This is a genomic window from Huaxiibacter chinensis, from assembly GCF_022171985.1.
Lineage (GTDB): Bacteria > Pseudomonadota > Gammaproteobacteria > Enterobacterales > Enterobacteriaceae > Enterobacter > Enterobacter chinensis_A.
On the sequence record NZ_JAJVHF010000004.1, the window covers coordinates 229,726 to 244,657 of the forward strand.

A 14,932-nucleotide genomic window follows, 5' to 3' on the forward strand; every position below is an offset into this window, starting at 1 on the left:
GTTAGCAGGCTGGCTACCGGGTGAGAACCCACTACACCTTCAGCATTCCTTTTTCTTCCAGAAACGCAATAATCTTCGTCAGACCGTCGCCCGTTTTCAGGTTGGTAAACGTCCAGGGACGTTCGCCGCGCATGCGATTGGTGTCGCGCTCCATGACCTCGAGAGAGGCCCCCACGTACGGCGCAAGATCGGTTTTGTTGATCACCAGAAAATCGGACTTCGTGATCCCCGGTCCCCCTTTGCGCGGGATCTTTTCCCCTTCCGCCACGTCGATCACGTAGACTGTCAGATCCGCCAGTTCCGGGCTGAAGGTCGCGCTCAGATTATCGCCGCCGCTTTCGACAAAAATCAGATCCAGATTACCGAATTTTTCGCTCAGCGCTTCCACGGCGGCGAGATTCATTGAGGCGTCTTCACGGATCGCCGTATGCGGGCATCCCCCGGTTTCAACACCGACAATGCGTTCTGGCTCAAGCGCACCTGCTTCGGTCAGGATGCGCTGATCCTCTTTGGTGTAAATATCGTTAGTCACCACCGCAAGATGGTACGTGTCGCGCATCGCTTTGCAGAGCGCTTCCAGAAGTGCCGTTTTGCCCGAACCGACCGGGCCGCCCACGCCGACGCGCAGCGGGTGTTTGTAATCAGACATAGGGATCCTCATGAACGGAATAACCGTGAATATTGTGTTTCATGGCGGGCAGAGGCGATGGCAGAAAGAGGCGTGGCGGCCCCAAGCCGATCATCCGTACGCAGAAATGCCGTCTCAAACCCGCAGGCAAAATGGTCGCTCAGGTCGATGATTAACTGCTGCGCCGCCTGTTGCCCAAAAGGCACCAGCTTAACGCCCGCCATCACCGCGCTTTCAATCCAGCTGTAGCCGAGACTCAGCGCCAGCGACTGAACGTCAATCTCCCAGCGCACACCGAGCCATGCCATACCGCACAGCTGGCTTTTGGCAAATAAGGGCAGCCAGTCGATGGGGCAATCGGGCTCCCAGCTTTTAATCAGACGGGTAAACGCGGCGCCCCGGTTGCGCTCCTCTTCGCGAAGCTCGTGCGTTTCACGGCAGGCGAGAAGATACGCTGTCCAGCGCGCTGCACTCGCCACATCATCCTGTTCGCAGGCATGATACAGGCGGGAGAAAAGCGGCAAATCAACGCAGAAAAAGCTCTGCTCCATCTGCTGAATCTGCCAGCGTTTAAACGCCGCTGGCGTGGTTATCCATCCCGCTTCAACCGCCCACTCCAGCCCTTGTGACCAGGTAAAAGAGCCTACCGGCAGGCTGCTGCTGGAAAGCTGCATCAGGCGTAACTGCTGGCGGTTAGGCTCCATGCTGCCCTTAATGCGCGTGCGCGTGGGAATGACCATGGCTTTCACTGGCGTAAGCTCCGGCCTCCGGTTCAAACGGCAGGTGGGCAAAGGTCACCTCCAGCCCGAACTGGCGCAGCATATCGTCAAGGACGTGGTCGTGGTGATAGCGCAGTTCGCCGGGCATCACCTGCAGCGGCACGTGGCGATTCCCCAGGTGATAGCAGGCGCGGGCAAGCAGCCAGGGATCGGTGCAGCGGATAACGGACACGGATTCCGGGGCGGCGATCACTTCAACCACCTCACTGCCGTCTTCGGTTGCCAGCAGATCGCCGCCCCGGAGCAGCAGGCCGCGGGGGAGCATCAGTCCGGCTTCGCGCCCGTCGTTCAACGCCACTCTGGCACGGCTCTTAACGCGAATATCGATGGGCAGCGTGACGCGGGCAGTCACGTCATGCGCATGGTCCAGCCGTTGGGTGAGGGTGATCATCATCGCTCCTTAGAAAAGAAAATAGCGTTGCGCCATCGGCAGAACGTCCGCCGGTTCGCTGGTTATCAATTCGCCGTCAATACGGACCTCGTACGTCTGGGCATCAACGGTGATATTCGGCATCAGATCGTTGTGAATCATGTCGGTTTTTTTCACCGTCCGGCAGCCTTTCACCACGGCGATGCCGCTCTGCAGGTTCAGCCGCTGCGGGATGCCTTCCGCCTCGCCGGCCTGTGAGATAAACGTCAGGCGCGTGGCGTGACGCGCAGCGCCAAGGGAGCCAAACATAGGACGATAGTGCACGGGTTGCGGCGTGGGTATCGAGGCATTGATATCCCCCATAGGGGCACAGGCGATCATCCCGCCTTTGACAATGGTGGCGGGTTTAACGCCAAAAAAGGCGGGCGACCAGAGCACCAGATCGGCAAGTTTCCCCGCCTCGATCGATCCCACTTCGTGGGCGATGCCGTGCGTCAGCGCCGGGTTGATGGTGTATTTGGCGACGTAACGTTTCACGCGAAAATTGTCATTATCGCCCGACTCCTCAGCGAGCGCGCCGCGCTGGACTTTCATCCGGTGAGCCACCTGCCAGGTGCGGATGATCACTTCCCCCACGCGGCCCATCGCCTGAGAATCGGAAGAGGTGAGGGAGAACGCGCCGATATCATGCAGGACATCTTCTGCGGCAATGGTTTCCCGACGAATACGCGATTCGGCAAAGGCGACGTCCTCGGCAATATCCGGATCGAGATGATGGCACACCATCAGCATATCGAGGTGTTCGTCGAGGGTATTCACCGTGTACGGCAGCGTCGGATTGGTGGAGGAGGGCAGAATATTGGGATGCGCGCAGGCCGTAATAATATCCGGCGCATGGCCGCCACCGGCCCCTTCAGTATGGAAGGTGTGAATCGTCCGTCCCCCGATGGCGTTCAGCGTGTCCTCGACAAAACCGGCTTCGTTGAGCGTGTCGCTGTGAAGCGCCACCTGAATATCCATCTCTTCAGCCACGCGCAATGCACAGTCGATGGTGGCCGGGGTTGACCCCCAGTCTTCATGAATTTTAAGCCCTATCGCGCCAGCGGAGATTTGCTCGCGCAGGGCATCAGGATTGGCGCTGTTCCCTTTCCCGAGCAGGCCGATATTCACCGGCAAGGTCTCCACCGCCTGCAACATGCGGGCGATATACCTGGGACCGGGCGTACAGGTCGTGGCGTGAGTCCCTGCCGCCGGGCCTGTGCCGCCGCCGATCATGGTGGTGACGCCAGAAACTAACGCCTCTTCCGCCTGCTGCGGGCAGATCCAGTGAATGTGCGTATCGATCCCGCCGGCGGTGACGATCTTGCCTTCGCCCGCGATCGCCTCGGTGGCCGCGCCAATGGGGATCGTCACGCCGGGCTGAATATCCGGGTTGCCCGCTTTGCCGACGGCGAAGATCCTGCCGTCTTTCACGCCGATGTCCGCTTTAACGATCCCCCAGTGATCGACGATCAGCGCATTGGTGATAACCAGATCCACGCACTCCTGAGCGGTCATTTGCCCCTGACCCATGCCATCGCGGATCACTTTTCCGCCGCCGAATTTCACCTCTTCACCGTAGACGGTGAGATCTTTTTCCACCTCGATCCACAGTTCGGTATCCGCCAGCCTGACTTTGTCACCGGTGGTCGGGCCGAACATATCGGCGTAAGCCTGGCGTGACATCTCAGCCATTGTGATCCTCCAGAGCGCCCATGACGTCGCCGCGAAAACCAAAAATGCGTTGCGCACCGGCAACCCGCACCAGCGTGACGTCGCGCTTTTGTCCTGGCTCAAAGCGCACGGCGGTGCCTGCGGGAATATTGAGCCGGTACCCTTTTGCTGCCTGACGATCGAACTTCAGCGCGGGGTTCACTTCATAAAAATGATAATGCGATCCTACCTGAATCGGCCTGTCGCCATGATTTTCGACCACGATGCGCTGCGTCTGACGATCGACATTAATGGCTATCTGCCCGGGTTGGATCTGGTATTCGCCTGGGATCATCGCGTCCGCCTATTGGATCGGGTTGTGGACGGTGACGAGCTTTGAACCGTCCGGAAAGGTCGCTTCTACCTGGATATCCGGGATCATCTCCGGTACACCCTCCATAACCTGCGTACGGGTCAGGACGTGACGGCCCGCTTCCATCAGATGCGCCACGGTCTGCCCGTCACGCGCGCCTTCCATGATAAAGGCGCTAATCAACGCGACAGATTCCGGGTAGTTGAGCTTAACGCCGCGCGCAAGGCGACGTTCCGCCACCAGCGCGGCGGTAAAGAGCAACAGTTTGTCTTTTTCTCTGGGCGTCAGTTCCATCGCATCTCTCTCAGGTCTGCCAGATTCGCGGCGAATATGGCGTTTTATCGGTTAATAAGGGACGAAGGTCCTGCCAGATATCGCGCATCACCTGCTGGCAGATCAGGTTATCGTCAGATAAAAAACGCACGGAAAGCAGGTTTTCCGTCAGGGTCGCGCCCGCCATATTTTCAAAGGGGCCGAGCCGCTGGCGTACCGCTTCAAGGTGAGGCTCGCTGGCGGGGTAGAACAGCAGCGTGCCGATCCAGGGGTAATGCATGACAGGGTCAAGATGGCCGTCTGCCAGATGCTGGCGTTCGATGAGCAAGGGTTCGCCATCCAGCCAGACCTCAAGCCGACTCTCAATCGTCCCGTGGCTGAACGTTTCGTGGATGACCGGACGGCCCAGACAAAATAGCTCCCAGGCCAGCAGCGTGCTGGCGCGATGCAGATGAAACACGGAGCGCAGGGTGGCATGCGTGCCGGGAAAGAAAATCGTATCCTGCGGCAGCCACTCCAGGGTGGCCTCTTCCTCAAGATAAAAATGCTGGCGCAAATGGGCCTGTGCGCCGCTGCTCCGGTAAAACTTGCTGGCGCCGGGCATGGTCATCAACACGTGGCTTTTGGGTTCAAGACGAACGCTGATATCCAGCGTATCGCCCCCCACTATGCCCCCCGGAGGATGCAATAAATAAAGATGGCAGGTGCCCCCTTCAGGATAAAAAGGGCGCTGAACGGTCAGGGGGCCGACATGCTGTGCAGACCGCAGAAGCGTTTTATCTGCCGGGCAGGAGAAATGCAGTGCGAGCGACGCTTGCCAGCCAGTGGTCTGCTTTTTTGCTGGTGTGCCTGGCACAATATCGCTCCTGTTGCCCTTACCCGAATATGCCGAGTATGGATCAGCCGTTAGCGATTTTTGTCATAGGAAAAGATGATGGTGCGGCAGAATGCGATAAGGAAAAGCCCGGGAGCGCCGGGCCTTATTTCTTTTTCTTTTTCTTCAGCTTCGTCCAGATTTTTGTCTCCTGACGCCGCCACAAGCGCTGAATATTGTCATGATGGCGCAGCAGAATTAGGCAGGAGAGCATGGAGACCGGGAAGGTAAACTGAGGTTTAAACCACCAGACGTAAAACGGCGCGATCAGCGCGCTGACGATGGCCCCCAGGGAGGAGTAACCGCTTAACAAAATGGTCAGCAGCCAGGTGCCCGCCATCACGCCAGTTAAATCCCAGCCGATAGGCGCAATGGCGCCAAAGGCGGTGGCGACACCTTTCCCGCCTTTGAAACCGAAGAAGACCGGCCAGATATGACCAACGCAGGCGGCGATGGCGATAAGCCCCAGCCAGAACGGCGTAACGCCCAACGCATACGCGCCCCAGACGGGTAACATTCCTTTCAGAACATCAAAAATCAAAACCGCTACGGCTGCTCCTTTGCCGCCAATTCGTAGTACATTGGTCGCCCCGGGATTTCCGGAGCCGCTGACGCGGGGGTCAGGCAATCCGGCGATGCGGCAGACCAGAATGGCGCTGGAGATTGAGCCGCAAAGATAGGCGAGGAGAATCATTCCAGGCGCGATTGCACTCATAACGCTGTTCCGTTTTGAAAATGTATCTGTGTTCTCAACATCTGTGGATAATACGCATAATTCGCCGGAAGTGGTATCCGGTTTAGCCAAAAAGCAGGCAGGTCGTGATGGATATTGTATTTATAGAGCAACTTTCGGTAATCACCACTATTGGTGTTTATGACTGGGAACAGACCATCGAACAGAAATTAGTGTTCGATATCGAAATGGGGTGGGATAACCGCAAATCGGCAAAAAGCGACGATGTGAACGACTGTCTGAGCTATGCCGATATCAGTGAGGCGGTGGTGAAGCACGTCGAAGATCAACGTTTTGCGCTGGTGGAACGTGTGGCAGAAGAGGTAGCGGAACTGCTACTGACGCGTTTTAACTCACCCTGGGTGCGCATCAAGGTGAGTAAACCGGGCGCCGTGGCGCGTGCGGCTAACGTTGGCGTCATCATTGAGCGTGGCAAAAATCTGAAAGGAAATAATTAAGGTCATAATCGCTAAACCATTTTCTGTTATACCGGTCTTAAAGCTGTATCTTTCACGGTAGCCTTTAGGGTCACCGTTTTTTTATATCTTTTTAGGGGTTTATAGATGAGCGATATGCACTCGCTGCTGGTGGCGGCAATACTGGGTGTGGTCGAAGGATTGACGGAGTTTCTGCCTGTTTCCAGCACCGGACACATGATCATCGTGGGTCACCTGCTGGGCTTTGAAGGTGAAACGGCAAAAACGTTTGAAGTGGTAATCCAGCTGGGTTCCATTCTCGCCGTGGTGGTTATGTTCTGGCGACGTTTGTTCAGCCTGATTGGCATTCACTTTGGTCGTCCCCCTCAGAGAGAGGGTGAGGGAAAAGGGCGTCTGACGCTTATCCATATTCTGCTCGGCATGGTTCCGGCGGTGGTGCTTGGCCTGGCTTTCCATGACATGATCAAATCGCTGTTTAACCCGATTAACGTGATGTATGCGCTGGTGGTTGGCGGCGTGCTGCTGATTGCGGCTGAATTGCTGAAACCGAAAGAGCCAAAAGCGCCTGGTCTGGACGATATGACCTATCTTCAGGCGTTTATGATTGGCTGTTTCCAGTGCCTGGCGCTGTGGCCTGGTTTTTCACGTTCAGGGGCCACCATTTCAGGCGGGATGCTGATGGGCGTGAGCCGCTATGCGGCGTCTGAATTCTCTTTCCTGCTCGCCGTACCTATGATGATGGGTGCAACCGCGCTGGATCTTTATAAGAGCTATCACTTCCTGACTGCGGGCGACATTCCGATGTTTGCCGTGGGCTTTGTGACCGCCTTCATTGTGGCGCTGATCGCCATCAAAACCTTCCTGCAGCTGATTAAATGTATCTCGTTTATCCCGTTCGCTATTTATCGCTTTATCGTTGCGGCAGCCGTTTACGTGGTCTTCTTCTGATCAACAGCCCTCAGTCTTTTGGCTGAGGGCACCGCTCTTCCTTCCAGTCGGCAACCGCCTGAATCCGTCGTTTTGTTAACTCTTCACGAATCTCAGGCCCGGTAAATCCCGCCTCAACCACCTCCCGCGTCGGAACCGCTCTGGCCACGTCCCAGGCCTCACGCAGTAAACGGCCCTGAGCGTAATCACAGGCTTCAAAACCCGTACGGCCGCGCACGTCGGCTTCACTGGTGAGCGCAATCTGCACGACGCGTTGTGGTTTACGCCACGCGTCAATATTGTCGAATAACTTCACGATAGTGGCAGGCTTAAGGATGGGGAAGGTATGAATGAGATCGTGGAATTCGGCCACCAGCTTCGCCAGATCGCGGATCTCATTAGGGACACGCAGGCGCTGGCAAATCTTCTCAACCAGCTTCACCCCCGCCGGACCATGACCGTGATGGCGCGGCCACATCGATTTCGGGGTTAAACCCTTGCCCAGGTCGTGGCACAGCGTGGCGAAACGAACATCCACCTCAGGGCTGAGCATGGCGGCCATGCTCAAGGTCATCAATGTATGAATGCCCGTGTCGATTTCCGGATGCCACTTCGCAGGGGCGGGGACGCCGAACAGGGCGTCAATTTCCGGGAACAGCACCTTCAGCGCGCCACAGTCGCGAAGCACCTGGAAAAAGACCTGAGGATTACGGGTGGTGAGCGCATTTTCCGTCTCTTTCCAGACGCGTTCAGGGGTGAGGTGTTCCAGCTCTCCGGCATCCGTCATGGCGGTCATTAGCGCGATCGTTTCATCGGCGATGCGAAAGCTTAAATGCGCGTAGCGTGCAGCGAATCGCGCCACGCGCAGCACGCGCAGAGGATCTTCAGAAAAAGCCGGTGAGACGTGACGTAAAAGACGTTTCTGGAGATCATCCTGGCCGCCGTAGGCGTCAATGATATTGCCTTCTTCGTCCTGCGCCAGGGCATTGATGGTCAGGTCGCGGCGCAATAAATCCTGTTCAAGCGTAACGTCAGGTGCGGCATAGCAGGTAAAGCCGGTATAACCAAAACCGGCTTTCCGCTCGGTGCGGGCAAGGGCGTACTCTTCCCGGCTTTCAGGATGAAGGAACACGGGAAAATCGCGGCCTACCTGCTGGTAGCCCGCATTAAGCATCTCTTCTGGCGTGGCGCCGACCACAACCCAGTCTTTATCTTTGACCGGCAGACCTAACAACGCATCACGAACCGCACCACCGACCAGATAACTCTTCACGCCCACTCTCCCGTTTTCTCTTTTCGCAAGATAATACGTAAGTGTGGCAGAGAAGACGAGTTAGTTCATCCAGCGGTCTTTACGCTTACGGCTTGGAATGAGCATTGGCAGCACCAGACCCAGCACCAGACCGACGCCCAGCACGCCGCCGCCATACATAAACCACTGCATGATGATGGTGCGTTGTTTGTCATCGAGCTGGAGATTGGCCGCACTGACCTTTTTCTGGGCGACGATCAGCTCGTTTTTCAACTTCTGGTTCTCGTCTTTCAGCCCGTTGATCACGCTGTCGCTTTGCGCCACTTTCTGCTGCATTTCAGCGGTGCGCTGATTCCAGGTGGTGTCGATATTGTTCAGCTTATCGGTCAGGGTTTTAACCTGATTTTCCAGATCCGGCACGCGGGTGCGCAGGCTCGGCACGTTGCTCAGCTCTTTTAACGGGATCCAGGAGGTGCGGCCGGTACTGTCGCGCACCTGACCATAATTTGTGTCTGCATTGGTTTGCAGTAAAACCACTTCCTCGCCGGCGTTAACCGTACCCACGAGGCGATAATTGTCTCCGGGGCCACTACGTACCCAGGTGTTCAGTTCGTCAGAAACGTAACGCTTTTCTTCAGCGTGGACAGTGGTCGCGGCGCTAAAAGCGAGGAAAGTTAGTCCAATCAGGCGTAATTTAAGCATCATAGTCGTTATTTTCATAAAAAGTGGAACGATAGTAGTGGCAACAGTGTCTCCACGCAAAGCATTCGTCAGCAATCGGAATCATCTGTGTCACCCTTATTCACATTTACGCCCGTCAAATTGCTCATTGCGTGGCAATTTGGCGCAAAATACTATGTACTGACAAATAAATGGCGAGGAAGTTCGCCTCCATTGACGCGCCTGTGACGCAACCATAAGTAGATAACAATGGCTCAAGAGATCGAATTAAAATTTATCGTCGAAAAAGACAGCGTTGATGCGCTGCGCACCCATCTTCATACGCTATCCGGTGAGCACCATGAGCCGGTCCAGCTGCAGAACATCTATTACGAAACGCCTGATAACTGGCTTCGCAGCCACGATATGGGGCTGCGTATTCGCGGTGCGAACGGCCGTTATGAGATGACCATGAAAATCGCCGGTCGTGTCGTGGGCGGGTTGCACCAGCGTCCTGAATACAATATCGACATCGAGAAAGCAGAACTTGACCTGGCGCGCTTCCCGAGTGAAGTGTGGCCCAACGGCGAGCTGCCGGAAGCGTTATCTTCGGCGGTACAACCGCTTTTCAGCACCGATTTCAGCCGTGAAAGATGGCGGGTGAAAGAGGGACAGAGCCGTATTGAAATCGCGCTCGATCAGGGTGAGGTGAAAGCGGAATCCGGTCAGGAACCCCTTTGCGAACTCGAGCTTGAACTGCTGGAAGGCAATCCTGAAGACATCCTCAAGCTGGCGCACAAACTGGTGGGCTTGTCGTGCCTGCGCCAGGGAAGCCTGAGTAAGGCCGCACGCGGCTATCACCTGGCGGCGGGCGATGCGCCGCGCGTCGTGAAGCCCACGACCATCCTGAAAGTGGCGCCGAAAGCCAGCGTTGAGCAAGGGCTGGAAGCTGCCCTGGAGCTGGCCCTGAGCCAGTGGCAGTATCACGAAGAGCTATGGGTACGCGGCGTCAAAGAGGCGAAAGCCCACGTGCAGGCCGCCCTCGGGTTGGTGCGTAACGCGCTGGTCGTATTCGGCGGCATCGTTCCACGTAAAGCGAGCACTCACTTACGTGATCTGCTCACGCAAACCGACGCGCTGATGGCGACGGATGTCTCTGCCGAAACGGCGGTTTACAGCCCGCAAACGGCGGCGGCAAAGCTGGCCTTAACGGAGTTTCTGGTGACGCGTGGCTGGCAGCGTTTCCTCGATGAGAAAGCGCAGAAGAAAATTGCCGAGTCGTTTAAGCGATTTGCCGATACCCATATGTCCCGTAGCGCCGCTGATTTAAAAGCTGTTTTTGCGCAGCCGCTCGGGGATCAGTATGCCGACCAGCTGATTCGCCTGACGCGCAATATTGACAGCATTTTGCTGCTGGCAAGCGCCTACGACGGGGTGAAAGCACAGTTCTGGCTGGAGAACTGGCAAGGTCTTCGCCACGCAATCGAAACGCGTCAGCGCATCGAAATTGAACACTTCCGTAATGAGGCTATTTCGCAGGAGCCATTCTGGCTGCACAGCGGAAAACGTTAACTCTCAGGCAAGGAACTCCAGGATGCCGCTTTCTTCACCGTTACAGCAACACTGGCAGACGGTTTGTGAACGTCTGCCAGAATCGTTATCTGCCGCTTCGCTAAGCGAGCAGGCGCAGCAAGTGCTTACATTTAGCGATTTTGTGCAGGAGAGTATCGTCGCCAACCCCGACTGGCTGGCCGAGCTTGAAGCCGCGCCACCGCGGGCGGACGAGTGGCAGCAGTACGGGCAATGGCTGCACGATGCGCTGGCGGAGGTCACCGACGAGCCTGCCTTAATGCGCGTGCTGCGTCAGTTCCGTCGCCGCGTGATGGTGCGAATTGCCTGGGCACAGTCGCTGGCATTACTCAGTGAAGAGAGCACATTACAGCAGTTGAGTTGCCTGGCGGAGACCCTGATCGTGGCCGCCCGCGACTGGTTATACGATGCCTGTTGCAGGGAGTGGGGCACCCCATGCAGTGAGGAGGGCGCACCCCAGCCGCTGATGATTTTAGGCATGGGCAAACTGGGCGGCGGCGAGCTGAATTTCTCCTCGGATATCGATCTGATTTTCGCCTGGCCGGAAAAAGGCTCGACGCGCGGGGGACGCCGCGAGCTGGATAACGCCCAGTTCTTTACGCGTCTCGGCCAGCGCCTGATAAAAGCCCTCGATCAGCCGACGCAGGACGGCTTTGTCTATCGGGTGGACATGCGTTTACGTCCCTTTGGCGATAGCGGCCCGCTGGTGCTGAGCTATGCCGCGCTGGAAGATTACTACCAGGAGCAAGGGCGCGACTGGGAACGCTATGCCATGGTGAAAGCGCGGATCATGGGCGATAAGCAGGATCAGTATGCCGACGAGCTGCGCGCCATGCTGCGCCCGTTTGTTTTCCGTCGCTATATCGATTTCAGCGTGATCCAGTCGCTGCGCAACATGAAAGGGATGATTGCCCGTGAAGTGCGCCGTCGTGGGCTGAAAGACAATATCAAGCTGGGCGCTGGCGGCATTCGCGAGATTGAATTTATCGTGCAGGTGTTCCAGCTGATTCGCGGTGGACGTGAACCCTCGCTGCAATCCCGTTCCCTGTTGCCGACGCTGGCCGCCATCGACCAGCTTCATCTGCTGCCGGAAGGCGATGCGCAAACCCTGCATGACGCCTATCTTTATCTGCGCCGCCTGGAAAACCTGCTGCAGAGCATTAACGACGAACAAACCCAGACCTTACCGGCAGACGAGTTAAACCGTGCGCGACTGGCCTGGGGTATGCGTGCAGAGGACTGGGCAGCGCTGACCGCGCAGCTGGAAGAGCATATGGCGGGCGTGCGGCGTATTTTTAACGACCTGATTGGCGACGATGAGAGCGAATCGCCGGAAGATGCGCTGTCGGAGCACTGGCGCGAACTGTGGCAGGATGCGTTGCAGGAAGACGATACAACGCCGGTCCTGGCGCATCTGAGCGATGACGATCGTCATCGCGTGGTGGCCCTGATCGCGGATTTCCGTCTGGAAATCAACAAGCGCGCCATCGGCCCGCGTGGCCGTCAGGTGCTGGATCAGTTAATGCCGCACCTGTTAAGCGACGTCTGTTCCCGTGCCGATGCCCCCGTACCGCTGTCGCGCCTGACGCCGCTTTTGTCGGGCATCATGACCCGTACCACCTATCTTGAGCTGTTAAGTGAGTTCCCTGGCGCGCTAAAACACCTGATCACGCTGTGCGCCGCCTCCCCGATGGTGGCGAATAAACTGGCGCGTTATCCGCTGCTGCTGGATGAACTGCTCGATCCCAATACGCTCTATCAGCCTACCGCCACCGATGCCTATCGGGATGAGCTTCGCCAGTATTTGCTGCGCGTGCCCGAGGAGGATGAGGAGCAACAGCTGGAAGCGTTGCGGCAGTTTAAACAGGCGCAAATGCTGCGCGTGGCCGCCGCCGATATCGCCGGTACGCTGCCGGTAATGAAAGTGAGCGATCATCTCACCTGGCTTGCCGAGGCCATTATTGATGCCGTCGTCCATCAGGCATGGGTACAGATGGTGGCGCGGTATGGGCAGCCGAAGCACCTGGCGGATCGCGAGGGGCGCGGTTTTGCCGTGGTTGGCTACGGCAAACTGGGCGGCTGGGAGCTGGGGTACAGTTCCGATCTTGATCTGATTTTCCTGCACGACTGCCCGATAGACGTCATGACCGATGGCGAACGCGAGATCGATGGACGACAGTTTTACCTGCGTCTGGCGCAGCGCATTATGCATCTGTTCAGCACGCGCACCTCGTCAGGCATTTTGTACGAAGTGGATGCCCGCTTGCGCCCGTCCGGCGCGGCGGGAATGCTGGTCACCTCCACGGAGTCGTTCGCCGATTATCAGCAAAATGAAGCCTGGACGTGGGAGCATCAGGCGTTGGTTCGCGCACGTGTGGTGTATGGCGATCCGCAGCTGAAGCAGCAGTTTGATGCCATTCGTCGCGATGTGCTGACCGTCAGGCGTGAGGGCAGTACGCTGCAAACCGAGGTGCGTGAAATGCGCGAAAAAATGCGCGCTCACCTGGGCGGTAAGCACCGCGATCGCTTTGATATTAAAGCCGACGAAGGCGGAATTACCGACATTGAATTCATCACGCAATTTCTGGTGCTTGGGCATGCCCATGATAAGCCGAAGCTGACACGCTGGTCAGACAACGTGCGCATCCTCGAACTGTTAGCGCAAAACGACATCATGGACGAGCAGGAAGCACGGGCGTTAACCCATGCTTACACCACCCTGCGCGATGAGTTGCACCATCTGGCGTTACAGGAGCAGCCTGGGCATGTGGCGCTGACGTGCTTTGAAGAAGAACGTGAACGGGTCCGCGCCAGCTGGCAGAAGTGGCTTGTGGAACCGTGCGTAACAAAACAAGTGTGATATTATCGCGCGCAAATTGTGAATCTTTCTGGAGTCAGGAATGAAAGTAACACTGCCAGAGTTTGAACGTGCTGGGGTTATGGTTGTCGGTGATGTGATGCTGGATCGCTACTGGTATGGGCCAACCAGCCGTATCTCACCGGAAGCCCCCGTCCCGGTGGTGAAGGTGGATACCATTGAAGAGCGCCCCGGCGGCGCGGCAAACGTGGCGATGAACATTGCTTCACTGGGCGCGCATTCGCGCCTGGTCGGGCTGACCGGCATCGACGATGCGGCGCGTGCGCTGAGCAAGTCGCTGGCGGACGTGAACGTGAAGTGTGACTTTGTCTCTGTTCCGACTCACCCGACCATCACCAAGCTGCGCGTGCTTTCCCGCAACCAGCAGCTGATCCGCCTCGACTTTGAAGAAGGGTTTGAGGGCGTTGATCCAGAGCCGTTGCATGAGCGCATTAACCAGGCGCTGGGCACGATTGGCGCGCTGGTGTTGTCCGATTACGCCAAAGGCGCGCTGGCCAGCGTGCAGACGATGATTCAGCTGGCGCGCAAGGCTAACGTGCCGGTATTGATCGATCCGAAAGGGACCGATTTTGAACGCTATCGCGGCGCAACGCTGCTGACGCCAAATCTGTCTGAATTTGAGGCGGTGGCGGGCAAGTGCAAAACCGAAGCGGAACTGGTCGAACGCGGCATGAAAATCATTGCTGATTTTGAACTGTCTGCGCTGCTGGTCACCCGTTCTGAGCAGGGGATGACCCTTTTACAGCCGGGCAAAGCGCCGCTGCATTTACCGACTCAGGCACAGGAAGTGTACGACGTGACCGGGGCCGGTGATACGGTGATCGGCGTGCTGGCGGCGACGCTGGCGGCGGGTAACTCTCTGGATGAAGCCTGCTACTTTGCGAACGCGGCAGCGGGCGTGGTGGTCGGTAAACTGGGTACTTCGACCGTTTCGCCAATCGAGCTGGAAAACGCCGTGCGGGGTCGTGCCGATACCGGTTTTGGCGTTATGAGCGAAGACGAGCTGAAGGTGGCCGTGGCCGCTGCGCGTAAACGCGGTGAGAAAGTGGTGATGACCAACGGCGTATTCGACATTCTGCATGCGGGTCACGTCTCTTATCTGGCGAATGCCCGTAAGCTGGGCGATCGCCTGATTGTGGCGGTAAACAGCGATGCGTCGACCAAACGCCTGAAAGGAGAAACCCGTCCGGTGAATCCGCTGGAGCAGCGTATGATTGTGCTCGGCGCGCTGGAAGCGGTGGACTGGGTGGTCTCGTTTGAAGAAGACACCCCGCAGCGCCTGATTGCCGGTATTTTGCCGGACCTGCTGGTGAAAGGCGGCGATTACCAACCGGAGCAGATCGCGGGCAGCGAAGAGGTCTGGGCCAACGGCGGCGAAGTGATGGTACTCAACTTCGAGGACGGGTGTTCAACCACCAACATCATTAAGAAGATCCAGAAAGACAGCCAGTAACCCACGCGGGCAT

15 protein-coding genes are annotated in these 14,932 nt (G+C 57.3%); 5 read left to right on the forward strand and 10 right to left on the reverse strand.

The window, feature by feature from the left end:
* Window positions 1-31: 31 nt before the first annotated feature.
* The 8 genes from ureG to plsY form a co-directional block, all read right to left on the reverse strand.
* Window positions 32-649 (reverse strand): urease accessory protein UreG, encoded by a 618-nt coding sequence (gene ureG, locus LZP96_RS12840; protein ID WP_064327466.1) that lies wholly within the window; start codon window positions 647-649, stop codon window positions 32-34.
* An 8-nt stretch (window positions 650-657) separates the two neighbouring features.
* The gene (locus tag LZP96_RS12845) at window positions 658-1,332 is read right to left on the reverse strand and encodes an urease accessory protein UreF (protein ID WP_064328192.1); all 675 of its coding nucleotides are present in this window, start codon (window positions 1,330-1,332) and stop codon (window positions 658-660) included.
* A gap of 7 nt (window positions 1,333-1,339) precedes the next feature.
* Window positions 1,340-1,798 (reverse strand): urease accessory protein UreE, encoded by a 459-nt coding sequence (gene ureE, locus LZP96_RS12850; RefSeq protein WP_064327465.1) that lies wholly within the window; start codon window positions 1,796-1,798, stop codon window positions 1,340-1,342.
* 9 nt (window positions 1,799-1,807) lie between these two features.
* Window positions 1,808-3,511 carry an urease subunit alpha gene (gene ureC, locus LZP96_RS12855; protein ID WP_258926050.1) on the reverse strand — a complete coding sequence of 568 codons (1,704 nt, stop codon included), beginning with the start codon at window positions 3,509-3,511 and terminating at the stop codon, window positions 1,808-1,810.
* Complete coding sequence (locus LZP96_RS12860; protein WP_064327463.1) at window positions 3,504-3,824, reverse strand: urease subunit beta; 321 nt, start codon at window positions 3,822-3,824, stop codon at window positions 3,504-3,506. The genes ureC and LZP96_RS12860 overlap by 8 nt, the downstream gene beginning before the upstream one ends.
* Window positions 3,825-3,833: 9 nt before the next feature.
* Complete coding sequence (locus LZP96_RS12865; RefSeq protein ID WP_064327462.1) at window positions 3,834-4,136, reverse strand: urease subunit gamma; 303 nt, start codon at window positions 4,134-4,136, stop codon at window positions 3,834-3,836.
* 10 nt (window positions 4,137-4,146) lie between these two features.
* Window positions 4,147-4,971: an urease accessory protein UreD gene (locus tag LZP96_RS12870; protein WP_082904949.1), complete on the reverse strand. Its 825-nt coding sequence runs from the start codon at window positions 4,969-4,971 to the stop codon at window positions 4,147-4,149.
* A gap of 124 nt (window positions 4,972-5,095) precedes the next feature.
* Window positions 5,096-5,704 carry a glycerol-3-phosphate 1-O-acyltransferase PlsY gene (gene plsY / locus LZP96_RS12875; RefSeq protein ID WP_064327461.1) on the reverse strand — a complete coding sequence of 203 codons (609 nt, stop codon included), beginning with the start codon at window positions 5,702-5,704 and terminating at the stop codon, window positions 5,096-5,098.
* Window positions 5,705-5,811: 107 nt separating this feature from the next.
* Here plsY and folB point away from each other — a divergent pair, with 107 nt between their 5' ends.
* Window positions 5,812-6,180 (forward strand): bifunctional dihydroneopterin aldolase/7,8-dihydroneopterin epimerase, encoded by a 369-nt coding sequence (gene folB / locus LZP96_RS12880; RefSeq protein WP_064327460.1) that lies wholly within the window; start codon window positions 5,812-5,814, stop codon window positions 6,178-6,180.
* A 105-nt stretch (window positions 6,181-6,285) separates the two neighbouring features.
* Window positions 6,286-7,107, forward strand: coding sequence for an undecaprenyl-diphosphate phosphatase (bacA, locus tag LZP96_RS12885; protein ID WP_064327459.1), 822 nt, complete (start codon window positions 6,286-6,288; stop codon window positions 7,105-7,107).
* 10 nt (window positions 7,108-7,117) lie between these two features.
* Here bacA and LZP96_RS12890 read toward each other — a convergent pair whose 3' ends face one another.
* Together LZP96_RS12890 and LZP96_RS12895 are read right to left on the reverse strand one after the other, a co-directional pair.
* Window positions 7,118-8,359 (reverse strand): multifunctional CCA addition/repair protein, encoded by a 1,242-nt coding sequence (locus LZP96_RS12890; protein ID WP_258926051.1) that lies wholly within the window; start codon window positions 8,357-8,359, stop codon window positions 7,118-7,120.
* Window positions 8,360-8,419: 60 nt separating this feature from the next.
* Window positions 8,420-9,040 carry a TIGR04211 family SH3 domain-containing protein gene (locus LZP96_RS12895; protein WP_064328189.1) on the reverse strand — a complete coding sequence of 207 codons (621 nt, stop codon included), beginning with the start codon at window positions 9,038-9,040 and terminating at the stop codon, window positions 8,420-8,422.
* A 228-nt stretch (window positions 9,041-9,268) separates the two neighbouring features.
* Here LZP96_RS12895 and LZP96_RS12900 point away from each other — a divergent pair, with 228 nt between their 5' ends.
* From LZP96_RS12900 to hldE, 3 genes are read left to right on the forward strand one after another with little or no spacing between them, the layout of a single operon-like run.
* Window positions 9,269-10,570 (forward strand): CYTH domain-containing protein, encoded by a 1,302-nt coding sequence (locus LZP96_RS12900; RefSeq protein WP_064327458.1) that lies wholly within the window; start codon window positions 9,269-9,271, stop codon window positions 10,568-10,570.
* 22 nt (window positions 10,571-10,592) lie between these two features.
* Window positions 10,593-13,448 (forward strand): bifunctional [glutamate--ammonia ligase]-adenylyl-L-tyrosine phosphorylase/[glutamate--ammonia-ligase] adenylyltransferase, encoded by a 2,856-nt coding sequence (gene glnE, locus LZP96_RS12905; protein WP_064327457.1) that lies wholly within the window; start codon window positions 10,593-10,595, stop codon window positions 13,446-13,448.
* A gap of 40 nt (window positions 13,449-13,488) precedes the next feature.
* Entirely contained in the window at window positions 13,489-14,919 is a 1,431-nt protein-coding gene (hldE, locus tag LZP96_RS12910) for a bifunctional D-glycero-beta-D-manno-heptose-7-phosphate kinase/D-glycero-beta-D-manno-heptose 1-phosphate adenylyltransferase HldE (protein ID WP_064327456.1), read from the forward strand.
* The last annotated feature ends 13 nt before the right edge of the window (window positions 14,920-14,932 follow it).

Excerpts from the sequence above, each read along its gene's own strand:
- ureG (WP_064327466.1), bottom strand. The coding sequence starts at position 649 with ATGTCTGATTACAAACACCCGCTGCGCGTCGGCGTGGGCGGCCCGGTC.
- LZP96_RS12845 (WP_064328192.1), bottom strand. The coding sequence starts at position 1,332 with ATGGAGCCTAACCGCCAGCAGTTACGCCTGATGCAGCTTTCCAGCAGC.
- ureE (WP_064327465.1), bottom strand. The coding sequence starts at position 1,798 with ATGATCACCCTCACCCAACGGCTGGACCATGCGCATGACGTGACTGCC.
- ureC (WP_258926050.1), bottom strand. The coding sequence starts at position 3,511 with ATGGCTGAGATGTCACGCCAGGCTTACGCCGATATGTTCGGCCCGACC.
- LZP96_RS12860 (WP_064327463.1), bottom strand. The coding sequence starts at position 3,824 with ATGATCCCAGGCGAATACCAGATCCAACCCGGGCAGATAGCCATTAAT.
- LZP96_RS12865 (WP_064327462.1), bottom strand. The coding sequence starts at position 4,136 with ATGGAACTGACGCCCAGAGAAAAAGACAAACTGTTGCTCTTTACCGCC.
- plsY (WP_064327461.1), bottom strand. The coding sequence starts at position 5,704 with ATGAGTGCAATCGCGCCTGGAATGATTCTCCTCGCCTATCTTTGCGGC.
- folB (WP_064327460.1), top strand. The coding sequence starts at position 5,812 with ATGGATATTGTATTTATAGAGCAACTTTCGGTAATCACCACTATTGGT.
- bacA (WP_064327459.1), top strand. The coding sequence starts at position 6,286 with ATGAGCGATATGCACTCGCTGCTGGTGGCGGCAATACTGGGTGTGGTC.
- LZP96_RS12895 (WP_064328189.1), bottom strand. The coding sequence starts at position 9,040 with ATGCTTAAATTACGCCTGATTGGACTAACTTTCCTCGCTTTTAGCGCC.
- LZP96_RS12900 (WP_064327458.1), top strand. The coding sequence starts at position 9,269 with ATGGCTCAAGAGATCGAATTAAAATTTATCGTCGAAAAAGACAGCGTT.
- glnE (WP_064327457.1), top strand. The coding sequence starts at position 10,593 with ATGCCGCTTTCTTCACCGTTACAGCAACACTGGCAGACGGTTTGTGAA.
- hldE (WP_064327456.1), top strand. The coding sequence starts at position 13,489 with ATGAAAGTAACACTGCCAGAGTTTGAACGTGCTGGGGTTATGGTTGTC.